Origin of the sequence: Serratia myotis, assembly GCF_027474885.1 — a bacterium.
Lineage (GTDB): Bacteria > Pseudomonadota > Gammaproteobacteria > Enterobacterales > Enterobacteriaceae > Serratia > Serratia proteamaculans.
The window spans coordinates 5,210,552-5,229,346 of record NZ_CP099707.1; the positions used below are offsets into that span (position 1 = coordinate 5,210,552).

At 55.4% G+C, this 18,795-nt stretch carries 18 protein-coding genes; 11 read left to right on the forward strand and 7 right to left on the reverse strand.

Going from position 1 to position 18,795, the window contains the following annotated elements; translation table 11 throughout:
* Nucleotides 1-39: 39 nt before the first annotated feature.
* Nucleotides 40-1,545, reverse strand: a complete 1,506-nt coding sequence (locus NHG65_RS24520) for a CoA-acylating methylmalonate-semialdehyde dehydrogenase (RefSeq protein WP_099063467.1) — start codon at nucleotides 1,543-1,545, stop codon at nucleotides 40-42.
* Between the two features lie 567 nt (nucleotides 1,546-2,112).
* On the opposite strand from NHG65_RS24520, the gene NHG65_RS24525 reads away from it, so the two are divergent.
* Together NHG65_RS24525 and NHG65_RS24530 are read left to right on the forward strand one after the other, a co-directional pair.
* Nucleotides 2,113-3,540: a sugar porter family MFS transporter gene (locus NHG65_RS24525; RefSeq protein WP_099063466.1), complete on the forward strand. Its 1,428-nt coding sequence runs from the start codon at nucleotides 2,113-2,115 to the stop codon at nucleotides 3,538-3,540.
* Between the two features lie 45 nt (nucleotides 3,541-3,585).
* A complete protein-coding gene (locus NHG65_RS24530; protein WP_207979748.1) occupies nucleotides 3,586-4,422 on the forward strand; it encodes a TIM barrel protein in 837 nt (278 codons plus the stop codon).
* An 82-nt stretch (nucleotides 4,423-4,504) separates the two neighbouring features.
* Here NHG65_RS24530 and fetB read toward each other — a convergent pair whose 3' ends face one another.
* The 5 genes from fetB to NHG65_RS24555 all read right to left on the reverse strand — a co-directional run bounded on the left by fetB (nucleotide 4,505) and on the right by NHG65_RS24555 (nucleotide 7,987).
* Nucleotides 4,505-5,278: an iron efflux ABC transporter permease subunit FetB gene (gene fetB / locus NHG65_RS24535; protein WP_207979750.1), complete on the reverse strand. Its 774-nt coding sequence runs from the start codon at nucleotides 5,276-5,278 to the stop codon at nucleotides 4,505-4,507.
* Nucleotides 5,265-5,942, reverse strand: a complete 678-nt coding sequence (gene fetA, locus NHG65_RS24540) for an iron efflux ABC transporter ATP-binding subunit FetA (protein WP_099063463.1) — start codon at nucleotides 5,940-5,942, stop codon at nucleotides 5,265-5,267. Before fetA ends, fetB begins: the two co-directional genes overlap by 14 nt.
* A gap of 183 nt (nucleotides 5,943-6,125) precedes the next feature.
* Complete coding sequence (locus NHG65_RS24545) at nucleotides 6,126-6,407, reverse strand: FaeA/PapI family transcriptional regulator (RefSeq protein WP_129936986.1); 282 nt, start codon at nucleotides 6,405-6,407, stop codon at nucleotides 6,126-6,128.
* Nucleotides 6,408-6,422: 15 nt separating this feature from the next.
* Nucleotides 6,423-7,571: an FKBP-type peptidyl-prolyl cis-trans isomerase N-terminal domain-containing protein gene (locus NHG65_RS24550; RefSeq protein ID WP_499182767.1), complete on the reverse strand. Its 1,149-nt coding sequence runs from the start codon at nucleotides 7,569-7,571 to the stop codon at nucleotides 6,423-6,425.
* 2 nt (nucleotides 7,572-7,573) lie between these two features.
* Nucleotides 7,574-7,987 (reverse strand): YuaE family lipoprotein, encoded by a 414-nt coding sequence (locus tag NHG65_RS24555; RefSeq protein WP_499182768.1) that lies wholly within the window; start codon nucleotides 7,985-7,987, stop codon nucleotides 7,574-7,576.
* A gap of 762 nt (nucleotides 7,988-8,749) precedes the next feature.
* On the opposite strand from NHG65_RS24555, the gene NHG65_RS24560 reads away from it, so the two are divergent.
* The 9 genes from NHG65_RS24560 to NHG65_RS24600 all read left to right on the forward strand — a co-directional run bounded on the left by NHG65_RS24560 (nucleotide 8,750) and on the right by NHG65_RS24600 (nucleotide 17,774).
* Nucleotides 8,750-9,280, forward strand: a complete 531-nt coding sequence (locus NHG65_RS24560; protein WP_006317526.1) for a fimbrial protein — start codon at nucleotides 8,750-8,752, stop codon at nucleotides 9,278-9,280.
* An 88-nt stretch (nucleotides 9,281-9,368) separates the two neighbouring features.
* Complete coding sequence (locus NHG65_RS24565) at nucleotides 9,369-9,920, forward strand: fimbrial protein (protein WP_207979755.1); 552 nt, start codon at nucleotides 9,369-9,371, stop codon at nucleotides 9,918-9,920.
* A 98-nt stretch (nucleotides 9,921-10,018) separates the two neighbouring features.
* The gene (locus tag NHG65_RS24570) at nucleotides 10,019-12,520 is read left to right on the forward strand and encodes a fimbria/pilus outer membrane usher protein (protein ID WP_499182769.1); all 2,502 of its coding nucleotides are present in this window, start codon (nucleotides 10,019-10,021) and stop codon (nucleotides 12,518-12,520) included.
* A gap of 19 nt (nucleotides 12,521-12,539) precedes the next feature.
* Nucleotides 12,540-13,295, forward strand: coding sequence for a fimbrial biogenesis chaperone (locus NHG65_RS24575; protein WP_499182770.1), 756 nt, complete (start codon nucleotides 12,540-12,542; stop codon nucleotides 13,293-13,295).
* A gap of 11 nt (nucleotides 13,296-13,306) precedes the next feature.
* Nucleotides 13,307-13,921, forward strand: a complete 615-nt coding sequence (locus NHG65_RS24580; RefSeq protein WP_499182771.1) for a fimbrial protein — start codon at nucleotides 13,307-13,309, stop codon at nucleotides 13,919-13,921.
* A 14-nt stretch (nucleotides 13,922-13,935) separates the two neighbouring features.
* A complete protein-coding gene (locus NHG65_RS24585) occupies nucleotides 13,936-14,943 on the forward strand; it encodes a fimbrial protein (RefSeq protein ID WP_207979759.1) in 1,008 nt (335 codons plus the stop codon).
* Nucleotides 14,944-14,961: 18 nt separating this feature from the next.
* The gene (locus tag NHG65_RS24590; RefSeq protein WP_207979761.1) at nucleotides 14,962-15,501 is read left to right on the forward strand and encodes a fimbrial protein; all 540 of its coding nucleotides are present in this window, start codon (nucleotides 14,962-14,964) and stop codon (nucleotides 15,499-15,501) included.
* A 24-nt stretch (nucleotides 15,502-15,525) separates the two neighbouring features.
* Complete coding sequence (locus NHG65_RS24595) at nucleotides 15,526-17,160, forward strand: PglL family O-oligosaccharyltransferase (protein WP_207979763.1); 1,635 nt, start codon at nucleotides 15,526-15,528, stop codon at nucleotides 17,158-17,160.
* A gap of 2 nt (nucleotides 17,161-17,162) precedes the next feature.
* Nucleotides 17,163-17,774 carry a helix-turn-helix transcriptional regulator gene (locus NHG65_RS24600; RefSeq protein WP_207979765.1) on the forward strand — a complete coding sequence of 204 codons (612 nt, stop codon included), beginning with the start codon at nucleotides 17,163-17,165 and terminating at the stop codon, nucleotides 17,772-17,774.
* A gap of 12 nt (nucleotides 17,775-17,786) precedes the next feature.
* On the opposite strand, the gene ctlX is transcribed toward NHG65_RS24600, so the two are convergent.
* On the reverse strand, nucleotides 17,787-18,713 hold the full coding sequence (ctlX, locus tag NHG65_RS24605; protein WP_207979767.1) for a citrulline utilization hydrolase CtlX: 927 nt from the start codon (nucleotides 18,711-18,713) through the stop codon (nucleotides 17,787-17,789).
* Nucleotides 18,714-18,795: the final 82 nt, after the last annotated feature.

Here is an 18,795-nt window from a genome sequence, read left to right on the forward strand (position 1 = left end):
TACCCCATTGGAATAACGGCCCCTGCTGCCTAAAGGGATTTAACCCAGCGTCGGCATACTGTATTCCGACACCGTCTGCTGCCCGGTTGGCCAGCGGGCGGTGGCAGTTTTCATGCGGGTGTAGAAACGTACACCGTCGGTGCCATGGACGTTCAGCGCACCGAACACCGAGCGCTTCCAGCCGCCGAAGCTGTGGAATGCCATAGGAACCGGCACTGGCACGTTAACCCCCACCATACCGGCTTGCACTTCCTGCACGAACTGGCGTGCGTAGTGGCCGTTGCTGGTAAAGATGGCGCTGCCGTTGCCAAACTCATGGCTGTTTACCGTGTCGATGGCGGTCTGGTAGTCCGGCACGCGGACAATGCCCAACACCGGTCCGAAGATCTCTTCACGATAGATACGCATATTCGGTTTGACGTGGTCAAACAACGTGCCGCCAACATAGTAACCGTCCGGGTAGCCCGACACCTGATAATTGCGGCCGTCAGCCACCAGCGTTGCGCCTTCTTCCACGCCCAGATCGATATAACCCAATACTTTCTTCTGGTGCGCCGAGGAAACCAGCGGCCCCATTTCGTTTTCTTCGCCGCCCTGCTGAATGCCTGGGCCAACGCGCAGTTGGGCGATCAGCGGTTTCAGCCTGGCGATCAGTTTATCCGCCGTGTCGTCGCCGACCACCACTGCCACCGGCAGCGCCATACAGCGTTCACCGGCAGAGCCAAAGGCACCGCCCATCAGGGCATTTACCGTCGCGTCCAGATCGGCATCCGGCATGATGATGGCCTGATTCTTCGCCGCGCCGAAGGCCTGTACCCGCTTACCCTGGGCACTGGCCGTGGTATAGATATGTTCCGCCACGGCGGACGAACCGACAAAGCTCACCGCCTGAATATGCGGATCGGTGCACAGTTGCGCGGCATCTTCGTTAGCGCAGTGCACCACGTTGAATACGCCGTCCGGCAGACCGGCTTCTTTCAGTAATTCTGCCATCCGTACCGACGCCGAAGGCACCAAGGCCGGTGGCTTAAGCACGAAGGTGTTACCGCAGGCCAGCGCGATAGGGAACATCCACATTGGCACCATCGCCGGGAAGTTGAACGGGGTGATACCCGCGACCACGCCCAGCGGCTGCATCAGCGAGAAGCTGTCAACGCCGCTGCCGACGTCCGCCGAATACTCGCCCTTGATCAAATGTGGAATGCCGCAGGCAAACTCGACCACTTCAATACCGCGGGTCAGTTCGCCAAGTGCATCGGAGTAAACCTTGCCGTGCTCACTGACGATAAGCTTCGCCAGCTCGTCGCGATGCTGTTCCAGCAGCGCCTTAAAATTGAACATGATGCGCGCCCGGCGCAGCGGTGTAGTACGTGACCAGTCGGCAAAGGCCTGGTGAGCCACGTCAATGGCCTGCTTCACCTCGGCGGCGGTGCTCTGCGTGACGCGCCGTTCAACCTGCCCGGTGGCCGGATTATGCACGTCGACGGTTTGATTGCTGCTGCTCAGGCACACCTGCCCACCAATAAAGTTACCCACGGTTTTCATGTCTCACCCTCTTTTAAGTCCGCTGTCGCCTGACCGCCTGTGCGGCACTGCCGCACAGGGTAGCGTTTTCATCACACCACTTGCCGGAAACTGCCCACAAGCAGGCTAAATCCTGACCGGATGAAGCAAACTCTATTTCATTGAAAAAAAAGTTTCAAATAAATTATTTTAGAAAATTTGTTTTTAGTGCGGGAGGTCGCAATTTTGCCATGCCCTTGTGCAAAGCCATTACATGTCGGGAAAAAAGCCGCCCTGCCGATCATCCGCCAACCGGCGGGAATTAACCCTGACTTTTATACAGAAACAGGTAGCCCACCGGGCACTACGACAAAGCCTGAGGCAAAGGGGTCGCCTGGTAACGCGGGTGGACTGTTTGCGGTTTTTTTTGAACTGGATCTAAAAATCAATATTTCATTATTCACTAATTATGAAATAAATGTTCTTGTTTAGCCCAGATTATTTCGAATATCACCGCCTTGATGACAGGCACGGTTCACACCCTTCCGCCTCCCTCTTCCCTACAACCTACTGCGCGGGTGGAAGCCAGGATAAAAATCGGAGCAACACATGTCACATCAGCGTAAGCATAATACCGGGTACATACTGCGAATTTGCGGCATTGCGGCACTCGGCGGCATTCTGTTCGGGTACGACACCGCCGTGATCTCCGGCGCCATCGATGCCCTGAAAACCTATTTTGACCTTAGCCCGGCTGAAACCGGCTGGGCGGTTTCCAACGTGGTGATCGGCTGTGTGGTCGGTGCTTTTGGTGCCGGGCCATTGGCTGCGCGTTACGGCCGCAAGAAGGCTCTGATGCTGGCAGCGGTGCTGTTCACCATCTCGGCAGTGGGTGCTGCGCTGGCCGCCACCTTCACCTGGTTTGTGATTTACCGCATTATCGGCGGTCTGGCCGTGGGCATCGCCGCCACCGTCTCCCCCATGTACATGTCGGAAGTCTCGCCAAAAGACATGCGGGGTCGGGCGCTCAGCATGCAGCAGTTCGCCATCGTGTTCGGCCAAATCGTGATTTTCTACGTTAACTTCAAAATCGCCAGCATCGCCAGCGAAGCCTGGCTGGTGGAGATGGGGTGGCGCTGGATGATAGGGTCGGAAGTGATCCCCTGCATGCTGTTCCTGATGTTGGTGTTTATCATTCCGGAATCACCACGCTGGAGCGTGATGGTCGGCCGTGACGATCAGGCTTTGGCGATGCTGACCAAAGTCTCCAACGCCGCCCATGCGCAAAGCGTGTTGCAGGAAATCAAAGACTCATTGCAGCAGGACCAGCAAAAAAGCCGGCAGAAGCTGAATTTCGGCGACGTGCGGGTGCGCTTTATTCTGTTTGTCGGCTGCATGATCGCCATGCTGCAACAGGTCACCGGCGTCAACGTGATGATGTACTACGCGCCAATGGTGCTGAAAACCGTCACCGAAAACGCCCAGGAAGCGCTGTTCCAGACCATTTGGATTGGCGTATTGCAGTTGGTCGGTTCGGTGATTGGCGCCATGCTGATGGATCGCATAGGCCGCATTCCACTGATGCGTTACGGCACCCTGGGTGCCATCGCCGGGTTGCTGATCACCTCTTATGCCCTCTACACCCAGGCCACCGGCTACTTTGCCCTGTTCGGCATGCTGTTCTTTATGGTGTTTTATGCCCTGTCCTGGGGCGTCGGCGCCTGGGTACTGGTGTCAGAAATCTTCCCTAATCGCATGCGGGCGCAGGGCATGAGCATCGCCGTCGGCTGCATGTGGCTGGCCAACTTTGTTGTTTCGCAAAGCTTCCCGATGATCAACGACAACCCTTATCTGTTCTCCAGCTTCCACGGCGCGTTCCCAATGTGGGTCTTCGCCGCCTGTTGCCTGTTTAGCTACTGGTTTATCAGCCGCTACATTCCTGAAACCAAAGGCGTCTCGCTGGAAAAAATGGAAGACGTGGTGATGGCCAAACGCTATCGCCAACCGCAACCCGAAACACAAAGAACGCCGCTGTAAGTCGGCAAAACTCAGGCTTCTCACATTATTCAGGAGTAATGCATCATGACCATTGCGCCAGACCGTTTTTGTATCAACCGCAAGATCGCGCCAAATCTGGATTTGGAGCCGTTTTTCAGCCTGGTGAAAAGGTGCGGGCTCAGCAAAGTTGAGCTGCGCAACGACATGCCGAGCGGCAAGGTGACCGATAACCTGAGCAACGATCAATTAAATGCGTTGGCGGCAAAATACGGTATCGAAATCATCACCATTAACGCCCTCGGCAGGTTTAACCTGCTGGACGATCAGGCCGGGTTGCAGAAGAACGCCGAGGCGCTGTTGTCGCAGGCTCAGGCGATACATAGCCAGGCATTGGTGCTGTGCCCGCACTGTAGCGCGGACGATCGGCGCAGTGAGGAGCAGAAAAAAACCGACACGCTGGCAGCCCTGAAGCTGCTGGCGCCGCTGTTCAAGCAATACGGCGTGCAGGGTTACGTCGAACCGCTGGGGTTCGGCATCAGTTCACTGCGGTCATCCTTGCTGACGCAGTCCCTGATCCGCGATTCAGGCGCGCCGTACAAAATCGTGCTGGATACCTTCCACCATTATTTAAGTGATGTGGCGCAGCCTGAGTTTGATGCGCAGATTCAGATCGAGGGTATTGGCCTGGTACACCTTTCCGGGGTGGAAGATGCACGAGACAAAAGTGCGCTCAGCGACGAAGAACGCATCATGCTGAGTGACCGGGATCGGCTGGAGAGTAAAAAACAGGTGCAGAACCTGGAGCGCCTGGGCTACACCGGCATTTACGCCTTCGAGCCGTTCTCTTCGCAGTTGGATAGCTGGACAGAGGCGGATATCGAACGTGAAATCCGCCAAAGTATCGCTCTGCTGCAAGGGTAATGGCCACAGCGTAGGGGTCGAGCATGCTCGACCTGATTTCACCGGGCGCAGCGTGCAGCGCCCTACCCCTATTTTTATGACGCTATTTCAGCGTGCTCACCACCAGTTGGTGACGGGCATTGTAGAACTTACGGTAGGCCAGGTAGCAGGCGATAATGGTCGACAGGCTGGCGGTGGAAAGCAGCATAAAAGTCACCATAATCTGGTACTTAATCGCCTTCACCGGATCAATACCGGCGAAGATCAGGCCGGACATCATGCCAGGCAGGCTAACCAGTCCAACGGTTTTGGCCGAATCCACCGTCGGGATTAACGAGGCGCGGATGCTGTCGCGGATCAGCGCCGCTGAGGCAAACTTCGGTGAGGCCCCCAGGCTGAGCATCTCCTGAATTTTCTGCTGATCGCTTTTGAAACGCTGCCCCAAATTGTTGTAACACAGCCCGACCGCCACCATCGCATTGCCGGCCACCATGCCAGAAATCGGGATCACCTGCATCGGGGTAAACTCTATCGAGCCGGTCAACACCAGCACCACCAGGGTTAAAACCGCGCCGGTTGTGATGGCTATAAACGAAGTCATAAACGCATGATCGATATATTTGCTGCGCTTTTGTGCGTTGTAAGCCGCGTTAAAGCAGATAAACAGCACCATCAACACCGTCAGAATGGCGTTGTTCACATCAAAAATATATTTCAGCACGTAGCCGACAATAATCAGCTGCACCACCGCCCGGCAAATGCTCCAGATAATGTCTTTTTCCAGCGCCAGCTTTTCTTTATGGCTGATTAAAATGGCGATAATCACCAACACCATCGACAGGGCCAAGGATTCATTGCTGATATTATGCTGGTTCATCGGTTTTCTCCTGTGCCCGGGCACCCTGCGCACTCAGGGTAATGACATCATCCGCATGTTTGATTTCGTCTTTATCATGCGTAACCCACAACACCGCCACGCCATGCTGCGCTACCAGCTGATGAATAATCTCGTTCACGTTACGCTTGTTATCTTCATCCAACGCGCTGGTGATCTCATCCAATAACAGCACCTTGGGCATAAACTGCAGATTACGGATCAACGAAATACGCTGCTTCTCCCCACCCGATAATTCGTTAACGCTTTTTTTCAGCATATTTCCCGGCAATCCGAAACGCACCAGATCGGCCTGCATTTTTTTCTCGTCCGGTTTTTGCTTACGGATCTGGTAAGGCAGCGCAATATTGTCATACACACTGTCGCCAAACAGCGAGGGGGTTTGAAAACAGTAAGATACCTGTTGGCGATACTCTTCCGGCGCTATATCGGTGATGGCCTTGCCGGCAAAGATAATTTTTCCACGGGTCGGATCGATCAGCGAGGAAACGATTTTAAGCAGGGTGCTTTTTCCACAGCCGGACGGCCCGGTAATCAGTTTAAACTCCCCCGAATTCAGGCTGAAAGACACTGAATCCAGAATAACCTGCTCATCTATTTGATAATGAATATCATCCAATAAAAGTATTTCTTTGCTTTCCTTCATTTAAGCCCGCATCCCTCATGAACATATTTGCACTCAGGCCGCCAGTATAGAGCTTAAAAAAATGCGCTGGCAATGGTTGGTCATGCATCGTAACAATGGCGTCGGGCTGAGGAGCATTTCGCCCCACCAGCCCTGTATTGATTCACTGTGAAAGGTAGTCAAAAAAACAAAGCAGGAAAGGAATTACCATTTTTTGGGTGATGCACAAATATACCAGCGTAACGAATTATTGATGCTGCGGTGGGTACAACTCACTTTCCCCTCTTTTTCCAGTGCCAATAACAACGTACGCGTGGTGTAAATGTTCTCACCGCATTTGTCCGCCAACTCCCTGGTTTTAGGCCAGTGTTCCGGAGCCGGCGGATGGTGCCCGCCCGCCCCCGCCGCACGTTCCATACACAGTTTTCGTAACACGTTTAGCATATGTGACTTCCTGATTTCATATGTTATCGGCGCCTTGGCCATCGCGTTCTCCTTGAGTTACTTTTGCCTGCTCCTGTCCTGCGGCAGCACGTCGGCCACCCGCAAGGTGTAAATCATGGTGGCTCCCGGTGGAATGGCCGGGGGGCTTCCCTTATCGCCATAGGCCAGTGCCGGCGGCACTACCAGCGTCATCGACCCGTGTTTGTTCAGTTTGCCAATGGCGGCACGGAACAGCGGCGGGTACTGTGCCAAGGGTTGTGAGATCACCGTGCCGGCCAACTCCATATCCTTGATAACCTGCCCACCGGGCAGACTTTCGCGCACCACAATATCGACGCTGTCGCTGGCGGCTATCTGCCCATCGCCGGCGTAATCCACGCGGTAATAGAAACCGAGCGCATCTTTTTTCACCCCCGGTTGTCTGGCGAAATCGACAAGGTAGGTTTTGCTATCTTGTCGTAGAGCCTGTTGCCGCTGCTGTTGGGCCTGCTGCAAAGCCGCATCCGTAGCCTGCAGCGCACTGCCGATGGCCGTGTCGTCCAGTCGCGGCTTGCCCGCCAGCGTGTCGGCAATGCCCGCCAGCAAGCGTGGCCGATCGGCTTCAATCCCCAGCCGTCGGTTCTCTTCCTGCAGTTTCAGGATGTCGCGCCCTAGCGAAACTCCGGCGGCGTAGGCCTGTTTATCTGCATCGCTGACCAGCCCTGGGGGTTGACTCTGGGCGGCTAGCTGACGGTTGAGCTGCTGTAGCTGCCGATCCTGCTCAGTGACCAGCCGTTGTTGCCGTGCCAGTGCTGCCGCCATGGCAATCAGATCCGGCGGTGTGGCGATGGCCCGGCGAACTCCATTCAAAGCCGCCACCAGCGGTCTGATATCCACAGGCTCTGCCTTGGGTGTCGGTGCCGGAACGGGTGACTTAGCCTGCGTCTGAGCCGCCAACTGTTGCTCCAACCGACGGATGGTCTCAGCCTGCTGCTGCATAGCCTGATTCAGCGCCGTTAGTCGGGCGCTGTCAGTACGCGCAGTGGCGGCAGGTTTGGGCCTGGTGGCAACCGGCTGGGGCGTCGGCGGCGCTTTTTCCACCACCGGCACGGCCTGCTGTTGCTCGGCAAACTTCAGCAATGCGGGGATACCGTCATCCCCAGCAGATGCACCACCTGCCGCCAGCAACAGCAGCAAAGCCGCGGCTCCTTCCGCGTACTTTTTCATGGTTACAGGCTCTCTACCCGGCTGGACAGATCGGACATCAGCTCATGTTCAACGTCGGCGCAGAACTTCTCGGTTTTATATTTATAAAGCGCGTCTATAGCCTTACGGGTGCTTTCATCCACATTGTTGCGAATACCGGCATATCCAGAGGCGTTGGCCAGCAGTCCGTTAAAATAAGCCATCCGCTTCTGGTAGCTTGGCGGATTAATATTTTTCAGCGAGTTGACCCGTTGCTGACAAAGCGCGATGCGTTGCTCGTCAGTGTTTTCCTTAGGATTATTCTGTGAAACTTTTTTCACGGCAACGTTACCCGTGCTATTTTTTCCAACGCAACCGGATAACAGTAAACAGCTCATTATCAACGCCGCCGTAACGATTGTAGCGCGGCGAGTTGAAACATTAATTATGGTAATCATTCCGTTTATCATCCTTTAATTTTCACTTAGGCCATTATTATGTCTCGGGGCCCTGACAGAACTGACTTCTTCCGAATAATCCTAACGAGTTAAATAACAAAAGAGCACAACGGCAGGCGGATATTGGTAATAATCCGACACTCGCAATATTGTTATGACTTTGTTAATGATACGAAGGGGGTTACCCTCGCCACAATGAATAAAAGCCGCATCCCAAGCCAGTATTTTTGGCTCACCTTCCTTTCAAAACAACGAGTTAACTTTTAGCCTACAATTAACAGCCAGAATTCATCATCTGCTGTCTGAGGGCGATATTATCAAAACAATATTGCTAATTGTAGTGTGAAGGACAATTCTGGTGATCTAATATCTCGCATATTGCTATTTATATAGTCATTTATTCTGGATAATATTTGTATACGATCTATTGATTTTCAATCATATATATTTCTTTTTCCTTTTGGTTTTATATTCTGTATTTGACTTAAATTAATAAAAGGTATTTCCAAGCACACCTATTATTTGCAAGAATAATCCCAGCAAAACGCTATGGCGATATACCTATTTTTATTTTACGGATTTTGCCTATACGACTTTCAAAATCTTTCGTTATTCACCCATGAATAACGGGTGGTGGCGTATTGCCCAGAGCAAAAGGATCTGGCTCCAACTACCGCGTCGGTGACATGAGGTTGCCGCCGTTGTGGGGGATTTAGATGTGCTGTTCTTTTTATTTAAATACTCTCTACAGGAACTTGAGAAATGAAACTGAATAAATTAATGCTGGCAACCGTGATTGCTTTCGCCTCTGCATCTGTTGCTCACGCCGCATCTAACCAGGGCAGCGGTAAAGTTACTTTTACCGGTGAAATTATTGATGCGCCATGCAGCGTAGCACCGGAATCTGTTGACCAAACTGTGCCAATGGGCCAAATCAGCAGCCGTCTGTTGGCCAAAGAGGGTAAATCCAGCTCTGAGCCCTTCAGCATCGAACTGAAAGACTGCTCCATCGCTACCATGAAGAACGTTCAGGTGACCTTCACCGGGACTCCGGATCCAGATAACAGCAAACTGCTGGCTCTGAGCGGCACCGCAACCGGCGCTGGCATCATGATCTATGACAACCTGCACTCCAAAGATGTTGAGCTGGGCACCGCGACCGATGGTCAGGGCCTGACCGAAGGCAATAATTCCCTGAAATTCGCCGCCTATCTGCAAGGCAGCAGCGCTTCTGGCGCCGTGGTTCCAGGCGAATTCACCAGCGTTGCAAACTTCACTCTGGCTTACCTGTAATCCCTCGCTGGGGATACCTCTGTGGTATCCCCGCTTTACCTGCACGGATATTGGGTAACGGGATCCACGGCAACAGGGAGACGCCAGCATGACCCACCGGATTTGGGGCGTAGTGCTTATTGCGCTCAGCGTTTGTAGCGCCGAGGCGACGGCAAAGAATCAGGGCCACGGCACGCTCAGTCTGGGCGGCGAGATCGTCGAAACTCCCTGCGGCATTGCCAGTGAAAGCCTGGATCAGACCGTTGATTTCGGCCTGATCTCCATGACCGATGCCGCTCTGGATGCACAACCGGTACTGATCGGCAGCCGCCGCAACTTTGAGATCAAGCTGGTGAATTGCGAACTGGCCAGCATCGTAAAGCCCGACTTTATCTACCGTGCCGCTACCGTCACCTTCGATGGCACCGCTGACAGCCGGGATCCCGAGTTACTGGGCGTTTATGGCGAAGCGCAAGGCGTGGCCATAGAGCTGCTGACCGCCGCCGGCACCCCGATCCCCCTGGGCAGTACCACGGCGGATTACCAGATCGTCGCCGGCGACAATACGCTGCGCTTTGGCGCTCAACTACGTATTCACCCTGACAGGGCCCGAGCCGGCGGATTCAGCTCTCTGGCGAAATTCACCCTGTCTTATCTGTAACGCCTCGTTAGGCGGGTGCCCCCATAAGGCACTGAATGACACCACGTATTACGTATTCAGGTCGTACAGGATGACCTGCTATTGGGCGCGGATTTGCCATGAGTGATTATGCTATGACGTCATTACTGACACGGAAAAAAATACCCCTCACCGTCATTCTATCTTTCCTCTGGGCGCATTCGGCTTTTTCCGCCACGGAATTTAATACCGACGTATTAGATATTGGCGATCGCAGCAAAGTGGATTTGTCGCGCTTTTCCGACGCCGATTACGTCATGCCCGGTGCCTATTTACTGGATATCAAGATCAACCAGAAAACCCTGCCACAGCGCAGCATCCAGTATTACCCGTCGCCGGACCAAAAAGACCGTTCCCGCGTCTGTCTGCCGCCGGATCTGGTTGAAAAAATGGCGTTGAAAGAGGAAGTGGTCAAAAAAATCACCCTGTGGCACGACAATAGCTGCGCCGATATCAGCGGCATTAAAGGGGCGACCATATCCGACCGCATCGGCGGCGGCGTGTTGGCGATCACTATTCCGCAGGCCTGGATGAAATATTCCGATCCGGACTGGACCCCGCCGGAGCAATGGGACGACGGTATTCCCGGCTTGCTGCTGGATTACAGCATCAGTGGCCAGGTCGGCAAGCAGAGTCACAATAACAATACCGCACAAAATCTCAGCAGTTACGGGACGGTGGGTGCCAACCTCGGTGCCTGGCGTCTGCGCGCCGATTATCAGGCCAATTACAATCAGCAGGCCGGCGAGCGCGACAGCAATTTCGACTGGAACCAGATCTACGCCTATCGCGCGTTGCCAATGCAGGCCGCCAAACTGACCCTCGGCGAAATCTTTCTCGATTCTGGCGTGTTCGACTCCTACCGCTTCACCGGCCTCAACCTGGCCAGTGACGAACGCATGCTGCCGCCAAACCTGCAGGGCTATGCGCCGGAAGTGCGCGGCATTGCCAAAAGCAACGCCAAAATCACCGTGTCGCAAGAAGGCCGTACGCTGTATGAAACCACCGTGCCCGCCGGGCCTTTCGCCATCCAGGATCTCAACAGTTCGGTACGCGGTCGGCTGGATGTGAAGGTAGAAGAGCAGGACGGCAGCGTTTCGACCTTCCAGGTAGATACCGCCACTATTCCTTACCTGACGCGCCCTGGCTATGTTCGCTACAACGTCGCCGTAGGTAAGCCATCGGCTTACGATCACCGTACGCAAGGGCCGCTGTTCTCCGCCAGTGATTTCTCCTGGGGGTTAACCAGCGCCTGGTCGCTGTACGGTGGTGCATTGCTCGGCGGCGATTACAACGCCTGGGCGCTCGGTCTGGGCCGCGATCTGAACGTGTTTGGCGCCATGTCGGTAGACGTGACGCAGTCCATCGCTCGCCTGCCCAACGAGCCGACCGCCAGTGGCCTGTCATTCAAGATCAACTACGCCAAACGCTTTGATGAGATGAACAGCCAGATCACCTTCGCCGGCTACCGCTTCTCACAGCGCAAATTCATGAACATGTCGCAGTATCTGCAAGAACGCTACAGCGACTACGACGAGCGCTACGACGGACGCCAAAAAGAGCTGTACACCATTACCGCCAGTAAAACCTTTATGGCGGAAGACAGCGCCAAAGCGATCACCGCTTACCTGACCTATTCGCACCAAACCTATTGGGATGCCAGGGCGCAGGATCGCTACGGCTTGTCCGCCAGCAAATTGTTCAGCGTCGGCGATATCAGCAACATCACCGCATCGCTGTCGGCCTACCGCACCACTTACCACGGCCGCACCGACGACAGCGTGATGGTGAATTTCAGCATCCCGATTGGCGATCGCCGCCGGATAGGTTACTCGCTGCAAACCAGCAACAGTGACGTGACGCAGATGGCGTCTTACAACGACTACACCGATCCGAACAATACCTGGCAGGTCAGCGGCGGCTTTAACCAGTCCGGCAAATCGCTGGCCCGTGGCTACTACAGCCATAACGCCTCGTTTGGCTCACTCAACGCCAGCGCCTCTTATCAGCAGGACAGCTATTCGTCGATCGGCGGTACCTTCCGCAGCGGTATCACCGCGACCCGACATGGCATAGCCGCACACCAGAACTCCAGCAACGGCGGCAGCCGAATGATGCTGGATACCGACGGCATCGCCGGGGTACCGATCAATAACGGTCGCGCCTACAGCAACCGCTTCGGCCTGGCGGTGATCTCCGACATCACCAGCTACTACAACACCGACACCCGCATCGACGTCAATACCCTGGCGGACGACGTGGAGGCCACCCGGGCCGTAGTTCAGGGCACGTTGACCGAAGGTGCCATCGGCTATCGCCACTTTGAGGTGGTGAAAGGCAGCAAGCTGCTGGCCACCATCAAACTGGCTGACGGCAGTGAACCTCCGTTCGGTGCCACGGTACTGAGCGAACGTGGCCGTGAAGTGGCGGTAGTGAACGACGGCGGCTCGGTCTACCTGACCGGCGTGCAGCCGCAAGAGCAGCTGGACGTTGCCTGGGAAGGTCAGCGTCAGTGCCGCATTGTTATACCGGGCGCCGCCAAACCGCTGGACCAGCTATTGCTGCCGTGCGCCAAACTGTAATCCGTAACACAGAGAATTGATGATTATGAATAACTTTCCGTTAGCAAAAATGGCCGCGCTGGGCCTGGCATTGGCCGCTGCAGCCCCTGTCGCCAATGCGGCGATATCGCTGGATCGCACCCGTGCCATCTACCTCAGCGACGCGAAATCGATCAGCCTGAATATCGTCAACGAAAACAAGGAACTGCCTTTCCTGGCACAGTCCTGGCTGGAAAACGAGCAGCACCAGAAAATTACCTCGCCGTTGGTGGTATTGCCGCCATTGCAACGGGTTGAAGCCAGCGAACGCAGTGTGGTGCGTATCACCAAGACGCCGGAGGCCGACCGCCTGCCACAGGATCGTGAATCGGTGTTCTATTTCAACCTGCGCGAGATCCCGCCGAAAAGCAGCAAAACCAATGTGATGCAGTTGGCGCTGCAAACCCAGATCAAACTGTTTTATCGGCCTAAGGGCATCGTCGCGCCTAAAGGCGAAGTGTGGCAGGAGAAGCTGGTGTTTCACAAAAGCGCCGGTGGCTTCACCGTCGAGAACCCTACGCCGTTTTACATCACGCTGACCGGCATGACCCGTCAGACACAGAAACAAGGCGGCGGTGCATTGGGTGACTTCCAGCCGGTGATGCTGAAACCGAAATCCAACGAGCCCCTTAAGCTACGCGACACTGGCCTCAACAGCTTTGTCATCACCTATATCAATGACTACGGCGGCCACCCGGAGCTGCGCTTCGCCTGCAACGGCAGCGTCTGCAACGCCGTGCCCGATACCAAAAAATAAGGAGTTAGCGCATGGCTGAATTCACCGGCGGCCGCCTGCGGCCCCTGCTGCTCGGCGCGTTGCTGTTCACCGGCAGCGCAGCGGCGGCAACGCCACTGGGCGTGATCCAAGGCACCACCGGCACCGTCAGCTTTCATGGCGGCCTGCTCAGTTCTCCCTGCAGCCTGACGCCGGACAGCCAGGATCAGGCGATTGATTTGGGCGACGTCAACGCAAGTGACTTCCAGAATGCCGGCGATCAAAGCACTCCGGTGCGTTTTCGTCTCTCCTTCCGCAACTGTCTGCTGGGGGCCAAAGCGCTGGCAGATAACCCGACGGGACAACGCAATGGTGATGCCGGGCAGCTCTATTTAAAGGGGGAGCAGGCCGCTACGCTGGTGTTTCTCGGTGACAGCGATGTCAACAACCCGGACCTGCTGAAACTTAACGGCGGCGTGCAGGGCATCGGCCTGCGGTTGAAGGATCAGCAAGGTCGTGCGTTATCACTCAATCAACAGAGCCGCCCCTACGTTCTGCAGCCCGGCAGCAATACGCTGTGGTTCAGCGCCAGCGTGGAATCAACTCAGCGAGCAGTGATGGCCGCCGGCTTTTCCGGCGTGGCACATATTCAGGTGATTTACCTGTGAGGTTCACAAACGCAATGAAAAAATCCTACCTGAACACCTGCCTGCCGCTGGCACTGGCGCTGGCGGCCCCGGCCGTCTGGGCCAACGGCTATGTGACACCGGACGGCGGCCCAAAACAGTTTTATATCGATCTGAATGAAACCAACATTACCAATACGGTCGGCTTTACCAAGTTGTTTCCCTATGACCTCGGCGGCACCTATACCGGTAAGGTCTATTGCGATACCCCGATCCCCGCCAACAGCCCACACTTTTATAAATCGGATTCGGCGTTGCCTCCTTCCGAGTACGGTAATGGCTATTTAAAACTGAATGACTTCCTGGACTTAAAAGCCGAGGTTTGGATCGCAGGCAATAAAAATGCCTATATCACGGTGCCGTTTTATAACGAGTCCAATCTGCTAAATCAGCACTCCTGCAAACCGCCTTTTTTACAGGTCAATAACTATGGCAGCGGCTCCAAAGGTAAAATCACCTTCCGGGTACGCAAAAAAATCATCAACGGCGTACAGATTAATGACCGGCAAATCATCGAGATGTATGGCCGTTTAGGTTCTACCGACGGTGGTTTCGGCCCCAACCCTATGGCGCAGGTGTTTATCCAGTCCGCCATCCTGTATGTGCCGGATAAATGCGTGGTGAACGAAGGGCAACTGATCAACGTCGAGTTCGGTGAGATCAGCGGCAGCAACCTGGACGGCAACAGTTATCCGCAAAGCATTCCGGTGCGCTTCCAGTGTGAAGGCGGCAGCTTTGAAGACGGCACGCTGAATATCAAACTGGCGGTCTCCGGCACCCCGGCCCCCTTCTCCAACAACTCGTTTAAAACCGATAAAACCGATCTCGGTATTGAGATCAAACATAACGGCCAGTTGGTTGTCCCGAATGAGTTCTATCCGGTGCCGAATATCGGTAACGGCGGCAGTTGGAACCTGGTTGCGGCCCCCTTAGCCAGCGGCGGTAAGGAAATCGCGGAAGGGGAATTTAACGCCTCGGCCACCATTGTGGCGGCCTTCGAGTAACTCAGGGAGAAACAGACGATGCGTTTACGCGCTTTAGCGATGCTCAGTTGCACGCCCTTATGGTTCGCAGCATTGCCAACCCTGGCGGATACCGAACTGGTCGGTTCACCGCTGCAGTTCCACGGCACCGTGGTGAGCCGCCCCTGCAATATTGAACCGCAATCGGCCGATCAGGTGGTGGAGATGGACACGGTGATCGTCAAAACGCTGTACCGCTACGGCCATAGCAACCCGGTGCCCTTCAACATCAAGCTGACCGACTGTAAAACGACGGTGTTCAAATCCGTCAACGTGACCTTCAGCGGCACCGAAGACGGCGAATTGCCGGGCAAGCTGGCGATTAATAACGGCACCAACGGCGCCGCCATCGCCCTGTTTGACAGCAAAGGGGCCGATATTGACTTGAACCAGGCCACCAGCGCGGTGGCATTGCAGGACGGCGCCAATATTCTGAATTTCACCGCCTATGTGCAGGGTCACCCCAGCGCGATACAGAATAAAACCATTACCGAGGGCGAATTCAGCTCGGTGGCCAATTTCGTGCTGGCCTACCAATAAGCCCGGCATCTGCAGGAACCTTTGATGATGTCCAAACCCAAAGCGGCCTGGTTATTCGGGCTGGTGGCGTTTTATTGCCTGATCGCCATGCATATTTACTGGCCCAATCGCGGCGGCAGCGGTTTTTATCTGCCGTGGAATCTGGTCGGTGGAATTTTTATCGCCCTGACTATCCTCGGCGCGATGCTGTTCAGTCGACCGCCGTTGGCGGTTTCCGGCTTTTTTAACCGGCTGGCACTGGGTGGCCTGATTTTATTTTTGCCGCTGTTGTGGGCGCAGCAACCCTGGCTGAGTGAAGCCTTACCGCGCCTGATCGGGCTGGCACTCGGCGTAATGGCCTACTTCGCGTTGCTGCAGATCCCACTCGACCGCTCACGGCGGCGCAGGCTGCTGACATTGCTGCTGGCGGCGACGGTGATCGAGGCCCTGTTCGGTCTGGTGCAATACAGCCTGCTGCAACCGGGCAACTGGATCGGCTATAACAGTCTGAAAAACCGCCCCTATGGCATCTTTCAGCAGTGGAACCTGATGGCCAGCTTTATGGCCACCGGCCTGGCGCTGGCTCTGTATCTGCTGAGCAACAGTCGCCCCTTGTCGCGCAGCCTGCAAAGGTTAAGCACCAGCATATTGTTACTGGCGCCGCTGTTGCTGGTGGTGATTGCCTCGCGCGTCGGCCTGCTGGCCGCCCTGCTGCTGTCGCCGCTGCAACTGTGGATGCTGTACCGTATTAATCGCCGCCGTGCCGCCGCCGCCTTGTTGCTGCTGATTGCCGGGGTTGGCTCCGGCCTGCTGCTGGTGGTGATCAACGGCGCGACGCGGGCGGTCACCGTGGCGGAGCCGATTTTCTACCGGTTGGCTTACTGGCAAGAAGCGCTACGCATGATCGCCGAGCGCCCGTGGTTTGGCTGGGGTTACGGTCATTTTCAACACGATTTTCTGCATCATTTCTACACCACCCACAGCAGCGGGATGGAAAGTGTCGCGATCAGCCACCCGCATAACGAAATTTTGCTGTGGGGCATCGAAGGCGGCCTGCTCAGCCTGAGCGGCATCGCTATCGTCTGCTGGGGGTTATGGCGTTTGCTGCAACGCACCCGAGCATTGCCACTGCGCCCCGCCCCCTGGCTGGCGGCGCTGCCGATCCTGCTGCACATGATGGTGGAGTACCCACTTTATCTTTCCGCCGCCCATGCCGTGCTGCTGCTGGTGATCCTGCGTTCTGGCGACGTACGTCGCCGTTTGCGATTACCCCTCCGCCCACAGCAAACGCTGCGCCTGTTCACCGGCATCACCGCTGTACTGATGCTGCCCTATCTGCTTAACGGCCTGCACAGCGCGCTGATCATTACCGCGGTGGAAAAAACCGGCTTGCGGCAATTCGACCCCATGAACCAGGTGCTGACGCCGACGCCCTGGCAGGGGCGATATGACTACGATGTCCAGTTGCAGCGGCTGCTGCAATATCCGCAAACCCGCGATGCCACCACCCTGTGGAGTTACCGGCAATGGGCAGAAAACGAAATCCTTGTGCGGCCGGACGCCAATATCTACATCAACCTGATAGCGGTCAGTCGTCTACTGCAACACCCCCAACGGGCCGCCGATCTGCAGCGTCAGGCTCGTCAACTGTTCCCGCACGATATGCGTTTTGAGGAGTAATCATGCTTAATATTCGGTTCACCCTGCTGGGCAGCGATAACTTTTATCAATTCGGCTTACGGCTGCTACTGGAAGAGTATCTGCAAGGCCTGAACAGCAGCCACCGTAGATATCCGGCCGATCTGCAGACTCTGGAACCGATCGAAATCGTGTTCCGCACCCTGGAAGATACCTGTGGCTGTGCCCGCTGCTATCAAAGCCCGCACCAGACGCCGCGCCACCGGCAAATGACCGTGCTGGTTCTCGATGAACGTGACGTCCGTTATTCACACGCCCATCCGGCGCTGTTCAGCATTAACCGCCGCGATGCCACCGCCATGATCCGCAACAAGTTGCAAATGGCACTGGAGCATTTTTGCCAACAGCCCTGGGTGGCGCTGCACGCCAGCGGCATCTGGAAATGTCGGCAGTGCCGCATCGCCGCCCTGAGCAGTTGCGAAAAGAAAGTGCTGAAACTGATGAGCACCGGTATGTCCGCCTGCACCATCGCCGGCATGTTAGACCGCAGCCAGAAGACCATCAGCGCCCATAAGCGCTCGGCGATGCGCAAGCTGAACGTAAACAAAAACACCGAGCTAAACAAAATGCTGTTGAATCAGATGGGGTTGAATTAAAACCGGCAGGGATCAACCCACCGCCAGTTTCTTTTGCAGGAAGATCTCCGCCAGCATGCAGCGTGCACCACCGCCGCCGAGATCTTCAATAATGTCGATCGGCCCCAGTGCCAGTCGGGCATAACCGCTAATCAACCCCTGCTGCTGCAGGGTGAAACTGGCCCAGGCGCGGGTCGACATGGCGTAAACCGGGCTGCCGTCTTCGGCGCGCAGTTCCAATACGTTGCAGGCGAACGCCTCCATCTGAGCGAAGCTGACGTCAATAAGGGTTTTTCCGCTGCGTTCCAGCGTGGCGATCAGCGCGCTTTTTTGCGCCTCATTACACAGGCTTTCAAGACAAATAATGGCGAACTGAGCGCCGACGCTCATCATCACATTGGTGTGATAGATCGGTTGATTATTACGATCCACCGCGTCAAACCACACAATCTTATAGCCGGAGTGGCATTCAAATTCGTGGCCAACCTCCGGCGAACTGCGGGAAGACAGGCAGCAGTAAGCCAGCTTGTGCTGGTGATCCAGGATCAGTGAGCCGGTGCCTTCCAGAAAGCGTCCGGCCAATTCGTGGGTGGAAAGATCGATTCGTCGTTCAATCACAAAATCATTGGCGAGCTGCGCGATAATATCCTGGCGGCGTTCCCGTCGTCGGTTGAGCGCTTCCATCGGAAAGGTGAACAGGCTGCCGTCACCCAACAGAGCAATCCAGTTATTGGGAAATAAGGCGTCCGGCGTTTCCTGCCCGCTAATCTCATCAATCACCCTGACATCGACCCCGGCTTGCTGTAATGCAGCGACGTAGCCGTTAAAGGCAACCAATGCCTCTGCCATGTGATTTTCATTTTTCTGCGTAATCTTCTGGAAAAAATTACTGAGCAGGGTTTCCTGATTGGCGGCAAAGCCAGACGGCCTGATCATAAAAACGGATTGGGTGGTTTGCATGATATTTCTCACCGGGTTCAGGATTTTCCAAGGGCTGGCACTACACCATTATGGATAATCAACTTGAAGCCAAACAGTGTGA